Origin of the sequence: Brevundimonas sp. EYE_349, assembly GCF_023147505.1 — a bacterium.
Lineage (GTDB): Bacteria > Pseudomonadota > Alphaproteobacteria > Caulobacterales > Caulobacteraceae > Brevundimonas.
The window spans coordinates 132,221-150,147 of record NZ_JAHXPB010000001.1 but is presented as its reverse complement, the minus strand read 5'-3'; the positions used below and the strand labels follow the sequence as shown (position 1 = coordinate 150,147).

Annotated in this window: 18 protein-coding genes; 8 read left to right on the top strand and 10 right to left on the bottom strand. The window is 63.8% G+C overall.

Annotated elements, in window-relative coordinates; all coding sequences use genetic code 11:
- Window positions 1-839: 839 nt before the first annotated feature.
- Complete coding sequence (locus KZX42_RS00830) at window positions 840-2,387, bottom strand: hypothetical protein (RefSeq protein WP_248116179.1); 1,548 nt, start codon at window positions 2,385-2,387, stop codon at window positions 840-842.
- Between KZX42_RS00830 and KZX42_RS00825 the strand changes: the two genes are divergently transcribed.
- Window positions 2,386-3,216, top strand: coding sequence for an aldo/keto reductase (locus KZX42_RS00825; RefSeq protein WP_248116177.1), 831 nt, complete (start codon window positions 2,386-2,388; stop codon window positions 3,214-3,216). The genes KZX42_RS00830 and KZX42_RS00825 overlap by 2 nt on opposite strands.
- Before the next feature lie 74 nt (window positions 3,217-3,290).
- On the opposite strand, the gene KZX42_RS00820 is transcribed toward KZX42_RS00825, so the two are convergent.
- A complete protein-coding gene (locus KZX42_RS00820; RefSeq protein ID WP_248116175.1) occupies window positions 3,291-4,187 on the bottom strand; it encodes a LysR family transcriptional regulator in 897 nt (298 codons plus the stop codon).
- Between the two features lie 107 nt (window positions 4,188-4,294).
- Here KZX42_RS00820 and KZX42_RS00815 point away from each other — a divergent pair, with 107 nt between their 5' ends.
- The 6 genes from KZX42_RS00815 to KZX42_RS00790 are packed head-to-tail and all read left to right on the top strand — an operon-like array spanning window position 4,295 to window position 9,795.
- On the top strand, window positions 4,295-4,801 hold the full coding sequence (locus KZX42_RS00815; RefSeq protein WP_248116174.1) for a hypothetical protein: 507 nt from the start codon (window positions 4,295-4,297) through the stop codon (window positions 4,799-4,801).
- A 23-nt stretch (window positions 4,802-4,824) separates the two neighbouring features.
- Window positions 4,825-5,889 (top strand): alpha/beta hydrolase, encoded by a 1,065-nt coding sequence (locus KZX42_RS00810; RefSeq protein ID WP_248116173.1) that lies wholly within the window; start codon window positions 4,825-4,827, stop codon window positions 5,887-5,889.
- 12 nt (window positions 5,890-5,901) lie between these two features.
- Window positions 5,902-6,426, top strand: a complete 525-nt coding sequence (locus tag KZX42_RS00805) for a cupin domain-containing protein (protein WP_224762272.1) — start codon at window positions 5,902-5,904, stop codon at window positions 6,424-6,426.
- A gap of 31 nt (window positions 6,427-6,457) precedes the next feature.
- On the top strand, window positions 6,458-6,913 hold the full coding sequence (locus KZX42_RS00800) for a cyclophilin-like fold protein (protein ID WP_248116171.1): 456 nt from the start codon (window positions 6,458-6,460) through the stop codon (window positions 6,911-6,913).
- Window positions 6,914-6,929: 16 nt separating this feature from the next.
- The gene (locus tag KZX42_RS00795; RefSeq protein WP_248116169.1) at window positions 6,930-7,991 is read left to right on the top strand and encodes a zinc-dependent alcohol dehydrogenase family protein; all 1,062 of its coding nucleotides are present in this window, start codon (window positions 6,930-6,932) and stop codon (window positions 7,989-7,991) included.
- Entirely contained in the window at window positions 7,924-9,795 is a 1,872-nt protein-coding gene (locus tag KZX42_RS00790; protein WP_248116167.1) for an ATP-binding protein, read from the top strand. Before KZX42_RS00795 ends, KZX42_RS00790 begins: the two co-directional genes overlap by 68 nt.
- A gap of 195 nt (window positions 9,796-9,990) precedes the next feature.
- Here KZX42_RS00790 and KZX42_RS00785 read toward each other — a convergent pair whose 3' ends face one another.
- The gene (locus tag KZX42_RS00785; protein WP_191558957.1) at window positions 9,991-10,452 is read right to left on the bottom strand and encodes a MarR family transcriptional regulator; all 462 of its coding nucleotides are present in this window, start codon (window positions 10,450-10,452) and stop codon (window positions 9,991-9,993) included.
- A gap of 162 nt (window positions 10,453-10,614) precedes the next feature.
- Here KZX42_RS00785 and KZX42_RS00780 point away from each other — a divergent pair, with 162 nt between their 5' ends.
- Window positions 10,615-12,093: a methyl-accepting chemotaxis protein gene (locus KZX42_RS00780; RefSeq protein ID WP_224762270.1), complete on the top strand. Its 1,479-nt coding sequence runs from the start codon at window positions 10,615-10,617 to the stop codon at window positions 12,091-12,093.
- Window positions 12,094-12,638: 545 nt separating this feature from the next.
- On the opposite strand, the gene KZX42_RS00775 is transcribed toward KZX42_RS00780, so the two are convergent.
- The 7 genes from KZX42_RS00775 to KZX42_RS00745 all read right to left on the bottom strand — a co-directional run bounded on the left by KZX42_RS00775 (window position 12,639) and on the right by KZX42_RS00745 (window position 17,858).
- Entirely contained in the window at window positions 12,639-13,265 is a 627-nt protein-coding gene (locus KZX42_RS00775; RefSeq protein WP_191558956.1) for a tyrosine-type recombinase/integrase, read from the bottom strand.
- Between the two features lie 145 nt (window positions 13,266-13,410).
- A protein-coding gene (locus tag KZX42_RS00770; RefSeq protein ID WP_248116165.1) for an IS3 family transposase occupies window positions 13,411-14,600 on the bottom strand; the annotation gives its coding sequence in 2 pieces (ribosomal slippage) (window positions 13,411-14,342 and window positions 14,342-14,600; 1,191 coding nt in all).
- A gap of 56 nt (window positions 14,601-14,656) precedes the next feature.
- The gene (locus KZX42_RS00765; RefSeq protein WP_191559094.1) at window positions 14,657-15,211 is read right to left on the bottom strand and encodes an NADH dehydrogenase ubiquinone Fe-S protein 4; all 555 of its coding nucleotides are present in this window, start codon (window positions 15,209-15,211) and stop codon (window positions 14,657-14,659) included.
- A gap of 1 nt (window position 15,212) precedes the next feature.
- On the bottom strand, window positions 15,213-15,584 hold the full coding sequence (locus KZX42_RS00760) for a hypothetical protein (protein ID WP_248116163.1): 372 nt from the start codon (window positions 15,582-15,584) through the stop codon (window positions 15,213-15,215).
- A complete protein-coding gene (locus tag KZX42_RS00755; RefSeq protein ID WP_248116161.1) occupies window positions 15,524-15,829 on the bottom strand; it encodes a hypothetical protein in 306 nt (101 codons plus the stop codon). The genes KZX42_RS00760 and KZX42_RS00755 overlap by 61 nt, the downstream gene beginning before the upstream one ends.
- A 211-nt stretch (window positions 15,830-16,040) precedes the next feature.
- The gene (locus KZX42_RS00750) at window positions 16,041-16,688 is read right to left on the bottom strand and encodes an HdeD family acid-resistance protein (protein WP_248116159.1); all 648 of its coding nucleotides are present in this window, start codon (window positions 16,686-16,688) and stop codon (window positions 16,041-16,043) included.
- A 27-nt stretch (window positions 16,689-16,715) separates the two neighbouring features.
- On the bottom strand, window positions 16,716-17,858 hold the full coding sequence (locus KZX42_RS00745) for a sigma-70 family RNA polymerase sigma factor (RefSeq protein WP_248116157.1): 1,143 nt from the start codon (window positions 17,856-17,858) through the stop codon (window positions 16,716-16,718).
- Window positions 17,859-17,927: the final 69 nt, after the last annotated feature.

Below are 17,927 nucleotides of genomic sequence, written 5' to 3'. Positions count from 1 at the left end.
TCGCCAGCTTCACCCTTTGCGCTTCGCCGCCCGAGAACTCGGTCGCGGGCTGTCCGAGGCGGAGATAGTTCAGCCCGACCTCGCGCAGCACCTTGAGCGAGCGGCAGACGTTGGGTGCGTCGCCGAAGAAGTCCCAGGCCTGCTCGACCGTGAGCGCCAGCACCTCGGCGATGGTCTTGCCGTTGTAGGTGATCTCGAGCGTCTTGGGATTGTAGCGGGCGCCATGGCAGTCGGGACACGGGGCGTAGACGCTGGGGAGGAACAGCAATTCGACCATGACGAAGCCCTCCCCTTCGCATCGCGGACACCGGCCCTTCGCGACGTTGAAGGAGAATCGTCCGGCGTCGTAGCGGCGCTTGCGGGCTTCGGGGGTGGCCGCGAACAGGGCGCGGACGTGGTCGAAAAGCCCGGTGTAGGTGGCGAGGTTGGAACGCGGGGTGCGGCCGATCGGCTTCTGATCGACCTCGATCAGCCGCCGAACTCCTTCCAGCCCGCCGGCGATCCGACCTTCGGTGGGGACAGCCGTCGCGTCCTCGAGTCCGGCTTCACCATCCACGTCATCCCTGGCCGAAGGCGCGGCGCCGAGAGCGCCGGCGACCAGCTCGACCAGCGCCTGGCTCACCAGGCTCGATTTCCCCGAGCCGGAAATGCCGGTGACCGTGGTCATGACCCCGAGCGGAATGTCGCAGTCGACCTGCTTCAGGTTATTGCGTGAGACGTTTTCCAGCCGCAACCAGCCGGCAGGTTCGCGCGGCCGGCTCGTGACGTCGCCGCTTTCGTCGAACAGATGTCGCCTTGTCTCCGACGCGGCGACCTTGGCGAGGCCCGCGATCGGCCCGCTATAGAGGATCTCGCCGCCGTGCTCGCCGGCGGCGGGCCCGACATCGACAATCCAGTCGGCGCGGCGCACGACGTCCATGTCGTGCTCGACGACGAACAGTGAATTGCCGACGGCCTTGAGACCATCGAGGGCGCGCAACAGCGCCTCGGTGTCGGCGGGGATGAAGGCCGGCGGACGGCTCGTCCATGACGTAGACGACCCCAAACAGGTTCGAGACGACCTGGGTAGCGAGCCTCAAGCGCTGAAGCTCGCCCGGCGACAAGGTCGGAGTGCTCCGCTCCAGGGTCAGATAGCCCAGGCCGAGGTCGAGCAACACCGAGAGCCGACGGCAGAGATCTGCGGCGATGCGCTCGACCACCAAGGCTTTCTCCGGATGGCTCTGGCGTAACGCCCTCAGCTTGCCGGCCTTCGCCTCGGCATAGGGGGCGAAGGTCTTGGAGAATTGTGCCATGGGCAGGCCGCTCATCTCGGCGATATCGAGCCCCTCGAAGTGGACCAACAGGGACTCTCGACGCAGTCGCTTGCCGTCGCAGACCGGGCAAGGTCGGCCGATCATGAAGCGCGCCGCGCGCGCCTTCATCATTGCGCTCTGAGTTGTGGCGAAGCTGTGGATCACATGGCGTTCGGCGCTCGAGAAGGTGCCCATATAGGCGGGCTCGGTCTTGCGCTTGATTGCGTGCTGGATCTCCTCGTGGGTCCATCCGGGATAGACGGGAACCTGAGGCTGCTCCTCGGCGAACAGGATCCAGTCGCGCGTCTTCCTCGGCAGGTCGCGCCACGGCCTGTCGACGTCGACGCCTAGGCTGATCAGGATGTCTCGCAGGTTCTGGCCGCCCCAAGCCAGTGGCCAGGCGGCGACGGCGCGCTCGCGTATGGTCTTGGAGGGATCAGGCACCATCGAGCCCTCGGTGACCTCGTGGATCCGTCCGAGACCTTGGCATCGCGGACAGGCGCCTTCGGGCGTATTTGGGGAGAAGGATTCCGCTTCGAGATGCGGCTGTCCGGGCGGATAGTCGCCGGCGCGAGAATAAAGCATGCGCAGAAGATTGGAGAGGGTCGTCACGCTGCCGACCGACGACCGCGTGGTCGGCGAGCCCCTCTGCTGCTGCAAAGCCACCGCAGGCGGCAGGCCCTCGATCAGATCGACCTCCGGCGTCTCCATCTGGTGGAACAGGCGACGGGCATAGGGCGACACCGACTCCAGATAGCGGCGCTGGGCCTCGGCATAGAGGGTGGAGAAGGCCAGCGAAGACTTGCCGGATCCCGACACGCTTGTGAACACGACCAGAGCGTCGCGCGGGACATCGACGTCGATGTTCTTGAGATTGTGCTCTCGCGCGCCACGAATGCGGACGAAGCCGGCGGCCTTGGGGTCTCGCATGCAAAAATCCTGACCTTCTCTTAGTCCCGCCCAGCCCGTTCGGTTGCATGGGACGGCAACATTCCGGGTCCTCGTCATGGATGGCTGGGCGTCGGACGCGATTAGCTGAAGGCGAAAGGCGGTCCCGGGCGTTCGCTTCAAAGACCAAGCCCAGGAGACCGACATGCGAACCGTGACGCTTCCCGACCACACAGAAGTCTCTGCCCTCGGACAGGGGACCTGGCGGATGGGCGAAGACCCGCGCCGCGGCGAACAGGAGATCGCCGCCCTTCGCACCGGCATCGACCTCGGCATGACCCTCATCGACACCGCGGAGATGTATGGCGACGGCGCGACCGAGACCTTGGTCGGTGAAGCCTTGGCCGGGGTTGGCGATCAGGTCTTCCTGATCAGCAAGGTGTATCCGCAGCATGCCGGGAGAGGCCGCCTCGAACGGGCGTGCGAAGCCAGTCTGAATCGCCTGAAAACAGACCGCCTCGACCTCTATCTGTTGCACTGGCGCGGCTCCGTGCCGCTCGCCGAGACCATCGAAGGCATGAATGCCCTCGTCCAAGCCGGGAAGATCCGGCGCTGGGGCGTAAGCAACTTCGATCATACGGATATGGAACAGCTGTTTCGCGCTGGCGGCGAGACCTGCGCGACCGACCAGATCCTCTACAATGTGACCGAGCGCGGCGCGGAGTTCGACCTCCTGCCGCTGCTGAACCGACACCTGATACCGGTCATGGCTTACAGCCCGATCGGCCAAGGCGCGCTGCCGGCGTCCCCTGCCCTATCGGCTGTCGCCAGGCGTCACGACGCCACGCCCTACCAGGTCGCCTTGGCATGGGTCCTACGCGATCCGCGGGTCATCGCCATCCCCAAGGCTGGTGATGCGGCGCACGTCGCGGACAACCGCCGCGCCCTGGACCTGGCGCTGACGCGGGACGATCTCGCCGCCATCGACGCTGATTTTCCGGCTCCAACCCGCAAGACGCACCTCGCCATGCTCTGACGAGTGCCTGGCGAGCTTTGCAAGTTCGGCCAAGCGCCAGAAGCGGTCATTAGATCAAAGCCTGAAAGCGGACTTCAATTCCCGCGATGCCGCAGGGCGTCGACGATGATCTGGAACGCCAGGAGGTTCTGCCGCCGGCTGGGGTAGTAGAGGAAGTAGCCGTCGAAGGGCGGCGACCAGTCGTCCAGAACCACCTCCAATTTATCTAAGGCGATCGACGCCTCCGCCATGCTGTCCGGCACATAGGCGATGCCGAAGCCGCTGATCGCCGCGTCGATCATGGCGTAGGAGTTGTTGAAGGTCAGTTGGCCGTCCACCCTGACCCTCAACTCCTTCCCGTCCTTCTCGAACTCCCAGGCATAGAGGCCGCCGGCGCTTTCCTGGCGCATGTTGATGCATCGGTGGCGGACCAGGTCCTGCGGATGCTTGGGCCGCCCATGGCTAGCCAGGTATTCGGGCGAAGCCACCGCCACGAGGCGCCAGTCAGGTCCAATACGGACCGCGATCATGTCCTTCTCGACGCTTTCGCCGAGCCGGACGCCGGCGTCGTAACCCTCCTCGACAATGTTGCGGAAGCTGCTGTCCAGCAGCAGTTCGACGCTGATGTCCGGATAGGCCTGGAGCACGGGCTTCAGCTTGGGCCAGACTACGGTCTGCAGGGCATGGTCGGACAGGGTCAGCCGGATTGAGCCGGACGGTTTGTCGCGAAACGCCGTAAGCGCCGCGATCTCCTCCTCGATCTCGCTCATGCGCGGGGCGACGGTCTGCAGCAGCCGCTCGCCCGCGACGGTCGTGGCGACGTTGCGTGTGGTCCGCGTCAGCAGACGAATGCCCATCCGGGCTTCAAGCTGCTTGATCGCATGACTGAGCGTCGACTGCGCCACGCCGAGCCGCGCCGCCGCCTTGGTGAAGCTGCGCTCCTCGGCGACAGCCTGGAACCAGGTCAGTTGATTGAAGTCGGTCCGTTCCACGGGCGGTCTCCTCCTCGGCGCTGCGTCAGACTATTCGTTCATATCGATTAGTTCATGCCGATTAGGACGACTAATCGCTTTGTGCGTTCGCCGATAGAAGTTCGGCCATGATCGAAGTCGCCCTCACTACCGATACGACCGTCAAGCCCGCCGCCGCCTGGGGCGCGGTCCTGTCTATGGCCCTGTGCGTGGCGATGCTGATCGCCTCGGAATTCATGCCAGTCACCTGGGCCTCCGGCCGTTTCCTGAAAGGCGATGTCGCCCGCCTTCTGCGGCTGCCAGCCCTGCTGATGGGCGGCTGCACGCTCGGACTTCTGTTCCTGGGCGGATCACCGTTCGCGGCCGGCGTGCTGCTGGCGCTGTGGGGCGCAAATAACACCGCCATGTCGGTGATCTGGATGACCTGGATGTCCCAGAACGCCGACGACGCGCCGGAAGCCGCAGGCAGCTTGATGGTCGCCGCCGTCCAGGCCTCGATCCTGCTCGGCGCTGTGGCGGGCGGCTGGCTGCTGGACGGCTTTTCGATCCGGGCGACCTTCATCGGCAGCGTGGTCCTGGCCGGGGCAGCGCTGGTCCTGATCGGCAACGGCCGCAGGCTGCTGAAACCCCGATGACCGACATGAACGAGGAGATAGCCATGACCACCTCAGACACGAGCCGACGCAACCTTATGAAACTGACCAGCGCCGGCGTCGTCGCCGCAGCCGCCGGGTCGCTCTTCAACACGTCCAATGCAAAGGCGCAGACCATGCCCGACGACTGGGACAAGCTTTTCCCCAAAAGCGAAATCGTCGACCACCAGAAGGTCACGTTCAGGAACCGCTACGGCCTCACGCTTTCGGGCGACCTCTATCTGCCCAAGGCTCGCAGCGATCAGCGCCTGGCCGCGCTGGTCGTCGGCGGGCCGTTCGGCGCGGTGAAGGAACAGTCATCGGGCCTCTATGCCCAGACCATGGCGGAGCGCGGCTTCGCGACCCTGGCCTTCGATCCGTCCTTCACGGGGGAAAGCGGCGGAGAGCCGCGCAACATCGCTTCGCCCGACATCAACACCGAGGACTTCAGCGCAGCGGTCGATTTCCTCGGCCTGCATCCGTCCGTCGACCGCGAGCGCATCGGCGTCATCGGCATCTGCGGTTGGGGCGGCATGGCCCTGAACGCCGTCGCCGTGGACAAGCGGGTCAAGGCCGTCGTGGCCAGCACCATGTATGACATGACCCGCGTCATGTCCCGGGGCTACAATGACAGCGTGACCGCCGAAGAGCGCGCGCAAACCCTGGAGCAACTGAGCCGGCAGCGCTGGCAGGATGCAGAAAACGGCGCGCCCGCTTATGGCCCGGCCATGAACGAGCTGAAGGGCGGCGAAGCCCAGTTCCTGGTCGACTATCACGACTATTACAGGACGCCGCGCGGCTTCCACCCGCGCGCGGTCAACTCGAACGGCTCGTGGACGGTCACCAACCCGCTGTCCTTCATGAACATGCCGCTCCTGACCTACATCAAGGAAATCTCGCCGCGCCCGATCCTGCTGATCCACGGCGGAAAGGCCCACTCGCGCTACTTCAGCGAGACCGCCTATGCCGCTGCGGCTGAGCCGAAGGAACTGATGATCATTCCCGGCGCCAGTCACATCGATCTCTACGACCGCCTGGACGTGATCCCGTTCGACAAACTCCAGTCCTTCTTCGAGCAGCATCTTGTCTAAGGGCGCGGCGTTATGATCACGCGTCGTCCAATCCGGCTCGTGATCGGCCTGACGATCGCCGCACTGTTCCTGCCCGTCGCGCCGACGGCCGCACAGTCGATCAAGGAGGCCCCTATGATACTCCACCGCAACGGAACCCAGCCCTCACAGAAGGGGCCGGCCGAGTGGTTCACCGGCACGGTTCGTATTGATCCGCTCAACACCGCGCCTGCCCCCGCGCGTCACGGCGCCGCCAGCGTGACCTTCGAGCCCGGCGCGCGTTCCGCCTGGCACACCCATCCGCTGGGTCAGACCCTGGTCGTGACGTCCGGCGTCGGCTGGACCCAGTGCGAAGGCGAACCGATCGTCGAAATCCGCGCCGGCGACGTCGTCTGGTGTCCGCCCGGCCATCGCCATTGGCACGGCGCGTCACCGACCACAGCCATGACGCACATCGCCATCCAGGAGGCCCTGGACGGCAAGATGGTCGAGTGGATGGAGCATGTGACCGACGACCAATACCTAGCTGGACCGCCAACAGCGGACGGCGGGCGCTGAAATCATGCGGGCCTGGAGACAGCCGCTCGCCTTGCTGGCCGTCGCCGTTCTCGCCGCCGCCTGCAGCGGGCCGACGTCCGACGCCTCGGCCGGTGAGCCGAGCCGTTCGGAGCAAACCGTGGATGAGCCGATGAAGATCAGAATTATCGCCGCCGATCAGACGTTCACGGCCGTGCTGGATGACAGCGAGGCGGCGCGGGACCTCGCCGCCCTCCTGCCGATCGAACTGACGCTGAGCGACTACAACCGCACGGAGAAGATCGCCGACCTGCCGCGCGCGCTTTCCACGGCTGGCGCGCCCGAGGGCGTCGCCCCCGTAGCCGGCGACATCGCCTACTACGCCCCCTGGGGCAATCTCGCGATCTTCTATCGCGACTTCGGCTACTCGCGCGGCCTGGTCCGCCTGGGCCGCCTCGAAGGCCACATCGAGGCGCTGGCCAAGATCGACGCGCCCGTCCGCATCGAACTTATTCCTCCCCGAACCTGATCAGAAGGCGAAACCCATGCTTGCCACTGTCCTTCACGGCCCCGGCGACGTCCGCTTCGAAGATGTCGCCGAACCCCAAAACCTCAAGCCCACCGACGCCATCATCAAGCTGACGGCCACCTGCATTTGCGGTTCTGACCTCTGGCCCTATCGCGGCCTCCAACCGCTGGAAGGCCCCATGCACATGGGCCATGAATACTGCGGCGTCGTGGTCGAGGTCGGGGCCGACGTGAAGACCGTCCGCCCCGGCCAGTTCGTGGTCGGCTCCTTCTGCATCTCGGACAACACCTGCCCGCATTGCCGCCACGGCTTCCAGTCCTCCTGCGAGCAGCGCGAGTTCATGTCGGGCGCGCAGGCATCCTACGCCCGCGTGCCGCTGGCCGACGGCACCCTGGTCGCCACCGAGACCATCCCCGACGACGATCTGATCCCCAGCCTTCTGGCCGTGTCGGACGTTCTGGGCACGGGCTGGTACGCCGCCGACGCTGCACGCGTTCAGCCCGGCTCGACGGTCGCGGTCGTCGGCGACGGCGCGGTCGGACTGATGGGCGTTCTGGCGGCCAAGCAGATGGGCGCCGAGCGGATCATCGCCATGAGCCGCCACAAGAGCCGCCAGAACCTGGCGCTGGAATACGGGGCGACCGACATCGTCTCCGAGCGCGGCGACGACGGCGTCGCCCGCATCAAGGAACTGACCAAGGGCGTCGGGGCGGATTCGGTTCTTGAATGCGTGGGCACCAACGAATCCATGCACCAGGCGATCAACTGCGCCCGACCCGGCGGCGCTGTCGGCTTCGTCGGCGTCCCCCACGGCGTCGAACTGAACGGCGAGTTCCTATTCTTCGCCCAGAAGAGCCTGATGGGTGGCCCGGCCCCGGTGCGCCGCTTCCTGCCCCACCTGATGGACCTCGTCCTCAGCCGCAAGATCAATCCCGGCAAGGTCTTCGACCTGACCTTGCCGATTGAGGACGTGGCCGAGGGCATAGCGGACGTTAGCTGCCAAGCAGCCGATGACCACGGCCAAGTCGGCAAATATCATTTTGACATTTTTCGGACACGTTCACGGCCAGTCAACTAAACGCTCTCATCTTGCCTGGATGCGAGATGAAGACTGGACCGATATTGCACGCCGCCGCGTCCGGGAGTTTCCCATCCGGCTGTTATTCAGCGTGGGAATCGCGGCAGCCGTCTTTCTACATGACGCGGCAGCGTGGCCGGTCATTTGGTTGATTGCGACAGTCGCCGCGCAACTCGCCACGTCCTGGATAAGCGCGCCGATGCGTAGGGAGGGGTTTGTCGCACCCCACTGGCGTAAACAGCTTTTTGTCGCGTCTGTCGTTGTCAGCACCACCGTGTTTGCGAGCGTCGCGCCGTTGGCATGGTTCATGGAAGGTTGGCAGGGGCGAGTGCTCGCCGTCACTGTGCTTGCGGGTGGGGTGATGAATGTGCGGTTGCACGCCAGTTCCTCCGCCGCAATGGTTTGGGCTGCTACGGCGCCGTTTGGCCTGCTGCTTGTGGCCTTGCCTCTGATTTCGCTGGTGACCGAGCCGGGCAAACCGACCGCTGCCTTCGTCTGTCTCGCCAATTTCATGTACTTGGCTCATCTCGCTGCGGCGACGCGACGGGGACTGGCGGACAGCAGGGCCGTATCGGCATCGCTGGATCTCGCGGAAAAGACGTCTGAAGCGTTGAAGGCCGCAGCTGAAAAAGCGGGGGCCGCTAACCAGGCCAAGTCGGAATTCTTGGCGAACATGAGCCATGAGATACGCACGCCCCTTAACGGGGTCATGGGGGTGGCCGGCGCACTGGCGCGTACGAATCTTGATTCAAATCAGCGTGAAATGGTCCACTTGATCGAGGGGTCCGCGAAAACTCTAGAGACGCTTCTCACGGATATTCTCGATCTTGCGAGGGTCGAAGCGGGAAAGCTCACCGTCTTGGCCGAGCCCTTCAACGTGGCTGACGCCGTCAATACCTGTGCGGCGTTGTTCGACCCTCAGGCCCAGGCAAAGGGGCTGGACCTTCAAGTCGTCGTCCATCCCGACGCTGCTGGCGCTTACATAGGCGACGCCGTGAGGGTCAGGCAGATCATTGCCAATCTGCTGAGCAACGCCGTCAAGTTCACACGCAGCGGGAGCATCCACCTGACAGTGGCCGCGAAACCTGACGCCTCTCACACCCGCTTCACCATTAAGGTTCGAGACAGCGGCATCGGGTTCGATGCGACCGCGCAAGGAAAGCTGTTTTCCAGGTTCGAGCAGATTGATGGGTCAATCACCCGGAGCTTTGGCGGGTCAGGCCTGGGTCTGTCGATTTCCCATGCACTGGCGGGTGCTATGGGAGGGCAGCTGACCGCAGATGGGGCTCCCGGACAGGGGGCGACCTTCACGTTGATCCTGGATTTAGCCAAGGCCCCTTCAAATACTCAGGCCGTTCGAGCCGACGAGGAAGATCAAATCGAAGCTGCGCCTTTACAAGGCGTCCGCATTCTTTTGGCCGAAGATCATCCCGTCAATCGCCGTGTCGTCGAGCTTATCCTGGGCGCGGCCGGGGCCAGTCTGACGTCCGTCGAGAATGGCGCCGACGCCGTCAATACGGCAAAATGCGAGACCTTCGATCTGATCCTTATGGATATGCAGATGCCGGTTATGGACGGCCTCACTGCCATCACCAAAATCAGGGCGTTAGAGGCAACGGGCGAGGTCCTCACCACACCGATCTACGTGCTTTCGGCGAACGCAATGCCAGAAGATGTCGCGAAGTCTATGGCAGCTGGAGCCGACGGGCATATCTCCAAGCCGATAGAGGCGACACGTCTATTGGACCAAGTGTGTCAGGCGATCACGGCAGTTCGGTCAACTGAGCTCGCCAACGTCGCCTGACAACCCCTGGCTGACGTCGACCGCAACTGCTTTCCGGACTGGGGCCAACGTCCGCTTTCGGCCTCTGGACTGAAATCGACCCTAAGCAGACATATTCCGCCAGGGACCACGGCGGCGCAACCCAAGCGGAAGTCGCCAAGACACTATTCCACGATCCTGACGTCGGCTTCGAACCTCGGCGGGATAGTCGGGTGGTTACGACAGCGCTTCGTTCATGTCTTGCAGCAGCCGTGTGAGGGCTGCGATCTGGTCTGGTCTGATTGGAAGTTGCCGGACGACTTCGCGTCGTACCGAGAGTAGCTCCTGACGAAGTCCCCCCGCCTTTGTTGTCGCCTGGACCCACACCCGTCTCTTATCGCGATCGTCGCGTTTACGGGTGACAAGCTCTGCATTCTCCATGCGTTTAATGAGGGGGGTCAATGATCCCGTCTCCAACGAGATCCGATCTCCCAAGTCGCCCATGGTCGTCGGGCCGTCGAGTTCCCATAGCGCGATAAGGACCAGATACTGCGGGTGCGTGAGGCCAAGCGGAGCCAGGAGCTTTCGGTAAAGCCGCGTAATGAGACTACTGCTCGTTTGGAGCGCCAGGCAGAGCTGTTGATCGACATGAAGCTCCGACAAATCGTCGGGTTCTGCAAACTGTCGCGTTGAGCTCATCAGGCCGATCCGAGAGGGAAAGGGTCAACGCTAACACTGCGGCCCGCAATTAAATCAAGTTTGATACCATCACTGTTAAGGTTCTTGTCTGAATATGAGATCGGCCCTCTCGGGAGCCGATTGGAGATGATGATGTTCGGCTTCGGATCAAAGACTCGCACAGTGCAGCAGGCTGTTGAGGCGGAACGGCGCAGCATGGTGGACGCCTTGCATCGCTCCCAGGCGGTGATCCAGTTCGATCTGGATGGAACGGTACGCGAGGCGAACCAGAACTTTCTGTCGTTCATCGGCTATGAGCTCAGCGAGATCGTCGGACGCCATCACCGGATGTTCGTCGATCCGGCCGAGGCGCAGACGCCGGCCTATGCCGAGTTCTGGCGTCGATTGAACGCCGGCGAGTTCGTGGCGGACAAGTTCGTACGCTTCGGCAAGGGCGGCCATCGGGTGGTGATCGAGGCCAGCTACAATCCGATCCTGGACAGCGACGGGCGTCCCTACAAGGTGGTCAAGTTCGCCACGGACGTGACCGCCGTCGAAGAGGAGCGCGAACGCCGGGCCGAGGCGGACCGTCAGGCCGCGCAAGTTCAGGCCGCCGTAGTCGAAGGCACAGCCAGGGGGCTGTCGGCCATGGCGGCCGGCGACCTTTCCTATCGCATCCAGGACGACTTTCCGAGCGACTACGCCGTCCTGCGCGACAACTTCAACCAAGCCATGGCGACGCTGGATCAGGCGCTGGGCGTAATCGGCGTCAACGCCGGGTCGATGCAGTCGGGCGCACAGGAGATCGGCAGCGCCGCCGAGGATCTGTCACGCCGCACCGAGCAGCAGGCCGCCAGTCTGGAAGAGACGGCCGCCGCGTTGGACCAGATAACCGCCACCGTGCGCAAGACGGCTGAGAACGCCCAGGCTGCCGACACTGTCGTGACCCAAGGCCGGACCCAGGCCGAGACCGGCGGCGTGGTGGTCCAGAAGGCCGTCGCCGCCATAGGCGAGATCGAACGCTCGTCCAATGAGATCAGCCAGATCATCGGCGTGATCGACGAGATCGCCTTCCAGACCAATCTCCTGGCCCTGAACGCCGGAGTCGAGGCCGCCCGTGCGGGCGAGGCCGGTCGTGGCTTCGCCGTCGTCGCGTCCGAAGTACGGGCCCTGGCGCAGCGTTCGGCGGAATCGGCCAAGGAGATCAAGACGCTGATCTCGGCCAGTTCCAGCCAGGTCAAGGACGGGGTGGTTCTGGTGCGTCAGTCGGGCGAGGCTCTGACCGGCATTGCGGGGCGGATCGAAGAGATCACGACCCTGATGAGCGAAATCCGCGCCTCGACTCAGGAGCAGGCGGTGGGTCTGGCCGAGGTCAACACCGCCGTGAACCAGATGGATCAGGTCACTCAACAGAACGCGGCCATGGTCGAGCAATCGACCGCCGCCAGCCTGAGCCTGAGCCGCGAAGCCGCCGAACTGGCCGAACTCGTCGGCCGCTTCGAAACCAGCCAAGTCGCCAAGGCGCCGACGCCGATCCACAAGGCCCAGGCTCGCGTCGAAAGCTTCGCCCGCGCTCATACCGCCCCTTCGCGCGCCCGTATGGCGCCAGGGCGTAATGGCCCGGCGCTGGCGGTCGTGGCGTCGAGTTGGGAGGAGTTCTAAGAAAAAAGCCGCTTCCGGCATAGATCGAGCCCTTACCTCCATAATGTGCCGCACATTGAATGAATGCCCTGGGTCAGCGGAGGACTGACCGCAAGCCATAGCCAATGGCCGCTTCCCACCCGTTGCAGACGCTCACGGCGTCTGCTTGTGTAACGGCTAGCTGGCAAGGAAATCCAGATGTCGTCCGCACTCCCCGACGTAGATCGGTGGGCCAAGGCACCCGCAGTTTTCTCGATAGTGGCCACGGCGTTAGGGGGAGTGTTGGCTACGTTCTGGTGCTTGATCGCCGGGTTATGGACATTCAGCACGGCTGAATACGGTGCATTTGCCGGAATAACGACCATCACAGCTGTTCTGCTCGGAACCCCAGTATTGGGTTTCCAATTGGCTTCGAGAGGCAGGATGATGTGGTCGTCGGTTGCGACCCTGCCAGCCCTCTTCCTCTATTGTGCTACGCTGATCGCCGTCGTTTGGTGGTGACGTCCGCTTTCCACAGTTCTGAGACATAGGGCAGTCCGCTTTACGGCGGGCCGCCCCAAGCCTGCTCAGAGGTCGATCTGCTCTGAAATCTCCAGCGCGTCGTCGACTTCGATGCCGAGATACCTAACGGTGCTCTCGAGCTTTCCGTGCCCGAGAAGGAGCTGGCAGGCGCGTAGGTTTCCGGTCTTCTTATAGATCAAGGCCACCTTGGTCCGTCTAAGGCTATGGGTGCCATAGGCGCTGGGATTCAGGTCGATCATTCTCACCCAGGTATCGACCAGCCGGGCGTACTGCCTGGTGCATATGTGCTCTCCATCCCGGCTGCGGCTGGGGAACAGCCAGTCGTCACGCCGTCTTCCTCGGCGCTCCAACCAGTGAGCCAGAGCTTCCCTCGCGGCCTCCGTGATCTCGAACGGCACGGGCCGACCGGTCTTCTGCTGGATGATCGTCGACCGCTGCCGAATGACGCCGCCTTGAGCAATATCGCCCAGACGGAGTTTTACCAGATCACAGCCCCGCAGCTTGGCGTCCAATGCGATGTTGAACATCGCGAGATCTCGTGTCGATCCAACGGACTTCAGGTGCTGACGGATCGCCCAGATGTGCTTTGGCTTAAGTGGGGCCTTCGCACCGGTCATTCGACCAGCGTTCCAGGGTTTGCGGGGTAAACGAAACAGATCGGGCTGGCTCATGGCCACCTCCCACGATCAACACCCCCCTCCTCAAGATACGCTCCAAACAACGCTGATGCGCCAGAAGCGGCCACTGTCGGCGTTGCAAGAACGCGACTTAGAAGCTCGACGTGGGTTTGGTTACTGGTGACGTGACCCCCGTTTCTCATCCAGCCATAACGAGAGTCCTGGGTTGATCTGAACTGGGGTTGTCGGGGTTGGCAAGAGGCCGGTCAGCGCAGCCCCCAACCAGCGCAGCGGACCGGCCGATCTGTCCGCTGAGCGCTTCTGCATAAGCCTGTGGCGTCAACCACCCGAGCTTCGAGTGCGGACGCCGTTCGTTATAATCGCGTCGCCACGCCTCCAGCACTGCGCGGGCGTGCGGCAGGGATCGGAACAGCGTCTCGTTCAGCAACTCGTCGCGCAGGCGTCCGTTGAAGCTATCGTTGAAGCCGTTCTGCTGGGGCTTGCCGGGCGCGATATAATGCCAGCCGACGCCGGTGTCGTCGGACCAGGCCAGGACCGCGTTCGAGGTGTATTCCGTCCCGTTGTCGCTGACGATGGTGTCGGGCCGGCCCCGCTGCCGGATGACGGCGTCCAACTCCCGCACGACCCGCGCGCCCGACAGCGAGGTGTCGGCCACCAGCGCCAGGCATTCACGCGTGCAGTTGTCGATCACCGTCAGAATGCGGAAGCGCCGCCCGTCAGTCATCTGGTCGGCCACGAAGTCCAGCGACCAGCGCTGGTTCGCCGCCAGTGGCAGCTCCAGCGGTCGCCGCGTCCCCATCGCTCGCTTCCGACCGCCGCGTCGACGGACCGTCAGTCGCTCCTCGCGATAGATCCGCTGGACCCGCTTCCTGTTGACCGCATGACCCTCGCGCCGCAGCAGGACGTGCAGGCGGCGATAGCCGAACCGGCGTCGCTCCTGGGCCAGGGCCTTCAGCCGGTCGCGCAGGGCGCCGTCGTCCGGGCGCGTCGCCTGATAGCGCACGCTCGTCCGATCGACGCCCAGCACACGGCATGCCCGCCGCTCGCTCATCTCGTAGGCGGCCTGCAGATGACCAGCCGCCTCGCGATAGCCGGCGGGCGTCACCACTTTTTTCCCAGCAGGTCCTTCAGCGCCACGTTGTCCAGCATCGCGTCCGCCAGCATCCGCTTGAGCCGAGCATTCTCGTCCTCGAGCGCCTTCAACCGCCGAGCCTCCGACACGTCGAGCCCGCCGAACTTGGCCTTCCATTTGTAAAAGGTCGCCGAACTGACCCCATGACGCCGGCACACCTCCGCCGTCGCCACACCGGCCTCCTGCTCCCGCAGGATCCCAATGATCTGCTCTTCCGTGAACCTTGATCGCTTCATTCTGTCCGTCCTTCGTTAGGGCGGACTCTAGCTATTCCTGGAGGAGTTTCAGGGGGTCACGTCACCGTCCACGCCGGAGGATCAGAGGCCGGGAAGGATTCAAGACTGGCTTCGATAACTGGATCGAATTCCGCCTGTTCTTGCGACGGCAGGTCCACCGAGCCTTCCTGATCGACTGCGCGTCGGAGTCGGTGGTCCGTGCGATCCCGATCCAGGCGGGACGGTATGCGAAAGGCGTTCGGGGCGTCGGCTCCCTTGTAGAGGCGATGCCGCTCCTCTCCCCGCCAGCGGTCAGGCGCATGCCGGTGAGCCACGTCCTCACGCACGAAATAGCGCCAGTTCTGCCGCTCCGCGAATTCCACAGCGCTTTCGCGGTCGGGAAATTTCAGCCGGATCGAACGATAGGGATCGTTGCTGGAGGTATATCCCATCAGCGGCTCGACCTGCGGCGGCCGGGACGGCTCGAACTCGAGAACCCAGTAGTTGGGCCGAGGCGCCGATGTCATCGCGGAACGGGCAGGACGGTAGATGATTGCCGTCGGCACGTCCCAGGATGGCTGATCGGTTCCGGGAATTTTCGGCGGGAATGGTGGGCGATTATGGCCGCGCATATCAGTTGTCCCGGGTGTCGGTGGATACGAGAAGTTGACGTTCGAGATCGTCGAGTTTTTCCATTCGCCTCGAATTCAGGCGAACGGCGCGTTCGGTGTTCTGCGAAGGAAAGGCAGCAGCGTGCAGGACGTCCGACCGCATCGCTATCGTGAGATCGGCGACGGCATTCATCACGCCCTCTCCGTCCCCGTCCGAGAGCGTGCCGTCAGCAAAACCGGACTGCAAGCTCTCCAGTACCTGCTCGAAGCTGGACACGACCCCTGCACTCGCGACCACAGCCAGCTTGTGGCTGAGAACACGCAGTTCATCGATCAGCTTCGCATCGTGCCTTGCGGTTTCCACGATCTCTGCGACCTTTTCGATACAGGCCATGTAAATGTCGCATTGCTGCTGGAGGATGATGACCCTTCCTTGCGAAGCTCGAGATCGGTCTGGCGATTGAGAAGCGCCGCGGTCAGAATGATCGTCACGACAGCGCCGAGGAAGATGAGCGTCATCTCCTGCGCGAAAGGCAGTATGTCTTCGGCAAGATACATCGAACGAAAAACGAAAACGATTCCGATGCCCAAGGCAGCGGCCGCAGCAGCAAATGCCAAGTCAGGCAGGCGGTTCGACATCAGCACCCCGCATTTTCGGTGTCAGGTGGCATGCACGGCTTTGCATCGGCGTCCGGCGCCTCTGCGTCCCGGTGCCGCGGGAAGATTGGCGTCGGACCGCTGCCGAACGGATTGAAGCCGGTGCTCAGGCAACGGTCGAAGATCGTTTCGTCCCATCGGGTGAAATCGTGCTCCTCGCCGGCAAGTCGCTCGTCATCCACCACAGGGCACCTCACGCCTTTGCCGATGGGGGAGCGTCATCGAAGGCCGCACCGTCCGAACGATCCGCCTTGCGAAGCCGTAGCCCGAGGAGGATCATCATCACCCCGAAGACCGCGGCGTAGAAGCCGATCAGCCAGCCGAGCGCGAGGAAGCTTTCGACCGGGCGCGTCAGCAGCATCCAGGTCACGACGACACCGAGAACGACCGAGAGAAGGCCGCTTAGGATCAGCCAGATTTCGCCGTTGATTTCCTTTCGCAGGCGGATCGCTGCCGCGATCTCGAGGGCACCCGAGAACACGGACCAGAAGGCGATGCTGGCCCAGAGGAATGTCGCAAGCACAAGCGTCGCGACAAAAGGCGAGACAACTACGACGACGCCCGTGGCGATGCCCAGAATGCCGCTGAACATCAGCCAGCCCCAGCGTTCGCCCTTGCGGATTTTACGTATCGCGGCGACGAGGCCGAACACGCCGTCGGCAAAGGCGAACGCGCCGAAGACCAGCGTGAGCGCCAGAAGCGCTTCCGCAGGCATGACGAAGGCTAGCACTGCGATGATCAATGCGAGCACGCCGCGTAACACGAATGCCCACCAATTCCGGGACAGGCTGCACAGCATGTCTTGCATCTTGTCGGTCGGGTTTTCATACGCTGTTCTCATTGGTCCATCTCCTGTTCCTGTTTCAACTCAGTTTTCTGCGTTTGTCTCCGCGCCGGCGAGCGCGGCAGCCACGCGGCGCCGGTACTCGACTGGCTGGGGCAGGCGCTGCGTCAGGGCAATTTCCCGTTCGATGGGCGCGCGCCCCGATGCCTCGCTGATCAACCCCGCTTCGACAAGCTTTCTGCGCAGTGTCTCGCCCGCCTTCTCGGCGATTTCTTCGACCTCTGCTTCGGAAAGGCCGAGGAGGTCCGCCGTCTCCGCAAGCGTGGCGTCGTCTAGGTGGAGCCGATAGAGAACGCGGCGTTCGACCGACGGAAGATCGGCGATTGCCCGGTGCAGCGTCACGGCGATATCATGACGATCCACTTCGGTCTCGGGGTCTGTGCCGCCGTCGTCGGCGATGAGGCCCTCCAGCATCAGCACTTCGTCGGGCTGGTAGAACTCGAACATCGCCTGATCCGCCTCGGTAGGCTCCCCGGCAGGCGCCTCGGGCGCTACGTAGATCGAGGCGGCATCCTCGGGCACCGCGCGGCGCGCAGCCTGCGCCTCGGCCTCGACGGTCTCGAAGGCCAGCTGCGTCAGCCAGTCCCGGACGGAGAATTCGGTCGGCCGCCGCTCGAAGCGGTCGAGCCCCTTGAGGATCGTCGCATCGACGATATCGCCAACGCTCAGGTAGCCAGCCGGTACCGATCCGCTACACTCGAGATAGGTCAACTCGCGCCTGACTGTATCGTAGACCGTATCGAGATGATCCTCGATCAGGTCGAAGAAGAGTTGGCGCCGGTCCGCTTCCGCCGCATCCCGCGCGGGCGGCAGCGGGGCGCCGATCCGGCGCCGGCGGGCGGGACGCTTGTATTCAGACTCGTGCTTGAGCCGCGCCACATGCCGATCGACCTGGTGGCGCAGGTCGGCAAAGGCCTTGCGCAGGACAGGCTCGATCTCGAATCCATCTTCCCGCGCCGCGATCACGCCCGACGGAAGTTGCAGGCGCAGGCTGACCTGGATGCGCGTCTTGACGCTCGTCTGGGAGGCGACGACTTCGAGCCGGACGAGATCCTCGCGGAAGCGTACAAGATGCGGTTCAAGTTGCCGCACCTCTTCCTCGATGACCTCAGGCGCGCGCTGTTGGCCGTGCCGGTCGAGATTGCGGAATGATCTGATGACGTTCATGCCGTGGACCTTCCTATAACTCTCCGAAGAGATGGTCCGGCGCGACCGATATCGCGCCGGGCCAGTCTT

What these genes read in the sequence shown, in the direction of transcription:
- KZX42_RS00765 (WP_191559094.1), bottom strand. Translation starts at nt 15,211, where the DNA reads ATGCGCGGCCATAATCGCCCACCATTCCCGCCGAAAATTCCCGGAACC.
- KZX42_RS00755 (WP_248116161.1), bottom strand. Translation starts at nt 15,829, where the DNA reads ATGTCGAACCGCCTGCCTGACTTGGCATTTGCTGCTGCGGCCGCTGCC.
- KZX42_RS00830 (WP_248116179.1), bottom strand. Translation starts at nt 2,387, where the DNA reads ATGTCGGTCTCCTGGGCTTGGTCTTTGAAGCGAACGCCCGGGACCGCC.
- KZX42_RS00805 (WP_224762272.1), top strand. Translation starts at nt 5,902, where the DNA reads ATGATCACGCGTCGTCCAATCCGGCTCGTGATCGGCCTGACGATCGCC.
- KZX42_RS00760 (WP_248116163.1), bottom strand. Translation starts at nt 15,584, where the DNA reads ATGGCCTGTATCGAAAAGGTCGCAGAGATCGTGGAAACCGCAAGGCAC.
- KZX42_RS00790 (WP_248116167.1), top strand. Translation starts at nt 7,924, where the DNA reads ATGACCACGGCCAAGTCGGCAAATATCATTTTGACATTTTTCGGACAC.
- KZX42_RS00785 (WP_191558957.1), bottom strand. Translation starts at nt 10,452, where the DNA reads ATGAGCTCAACGCGACAGTTTGCAGAACCCGACGATTTGTCGGAGCTT.
- KZX42_RS00750 (WP_248116159.1), bottom strand. Translation starts at nt 16,688, where the DNA reads ATGAGAACAGCGTATGAAAACCCGACCGACAAGATGCAAGACATGCTG.
- KZX42_RS00810 (WP_248116173.1), top strand. Translation starts at nt 4,825, where the DNA reads ATGACCACCTCAGACACGAGCCGACGCAACCTTATGAAACTGACCAGC.
- KZX42_RS00745 (WP_248116157.1), bottom strand. Translation starts at nt 17,858, where the DNA reads ATGAACGTCATCAGATCATTCCGCAATCTCGACCGGCACGGCCAACAG.
- KZX42_RS00775 (WP_191558956.1), bottom strand. Translation starts at nt 13,265, where the DNA reads ATGAGCCAGCCCGATCTGTTTCGTTTACCCCGCAAACCCTGGAACGCT.
- KZX42_RS00795 (WP_248116169.1), top strand. Translation starts at nt 6,930, where the DNA reads ATGCTTGCCACTGTCCTTCACGGCCCCGGCGACGTCCGCTTCGAAGAT.
- KZX42_RS00825 (WP_248116177.1), top strand. Translation starts at nt 2,386, where the DNA reads ATGCGAACCGTGACGCTTCCCGACCACACAGAAGTCTCTGCCCTCGGA.
- KZX42_RS00815 (WP_248116174.1), top strand. Translation starts at nt 4,295, where the DNA reads ATGATCGAAGTCGCCCTCACTACCGATACGACCGTCAAGCCCGCCGCC.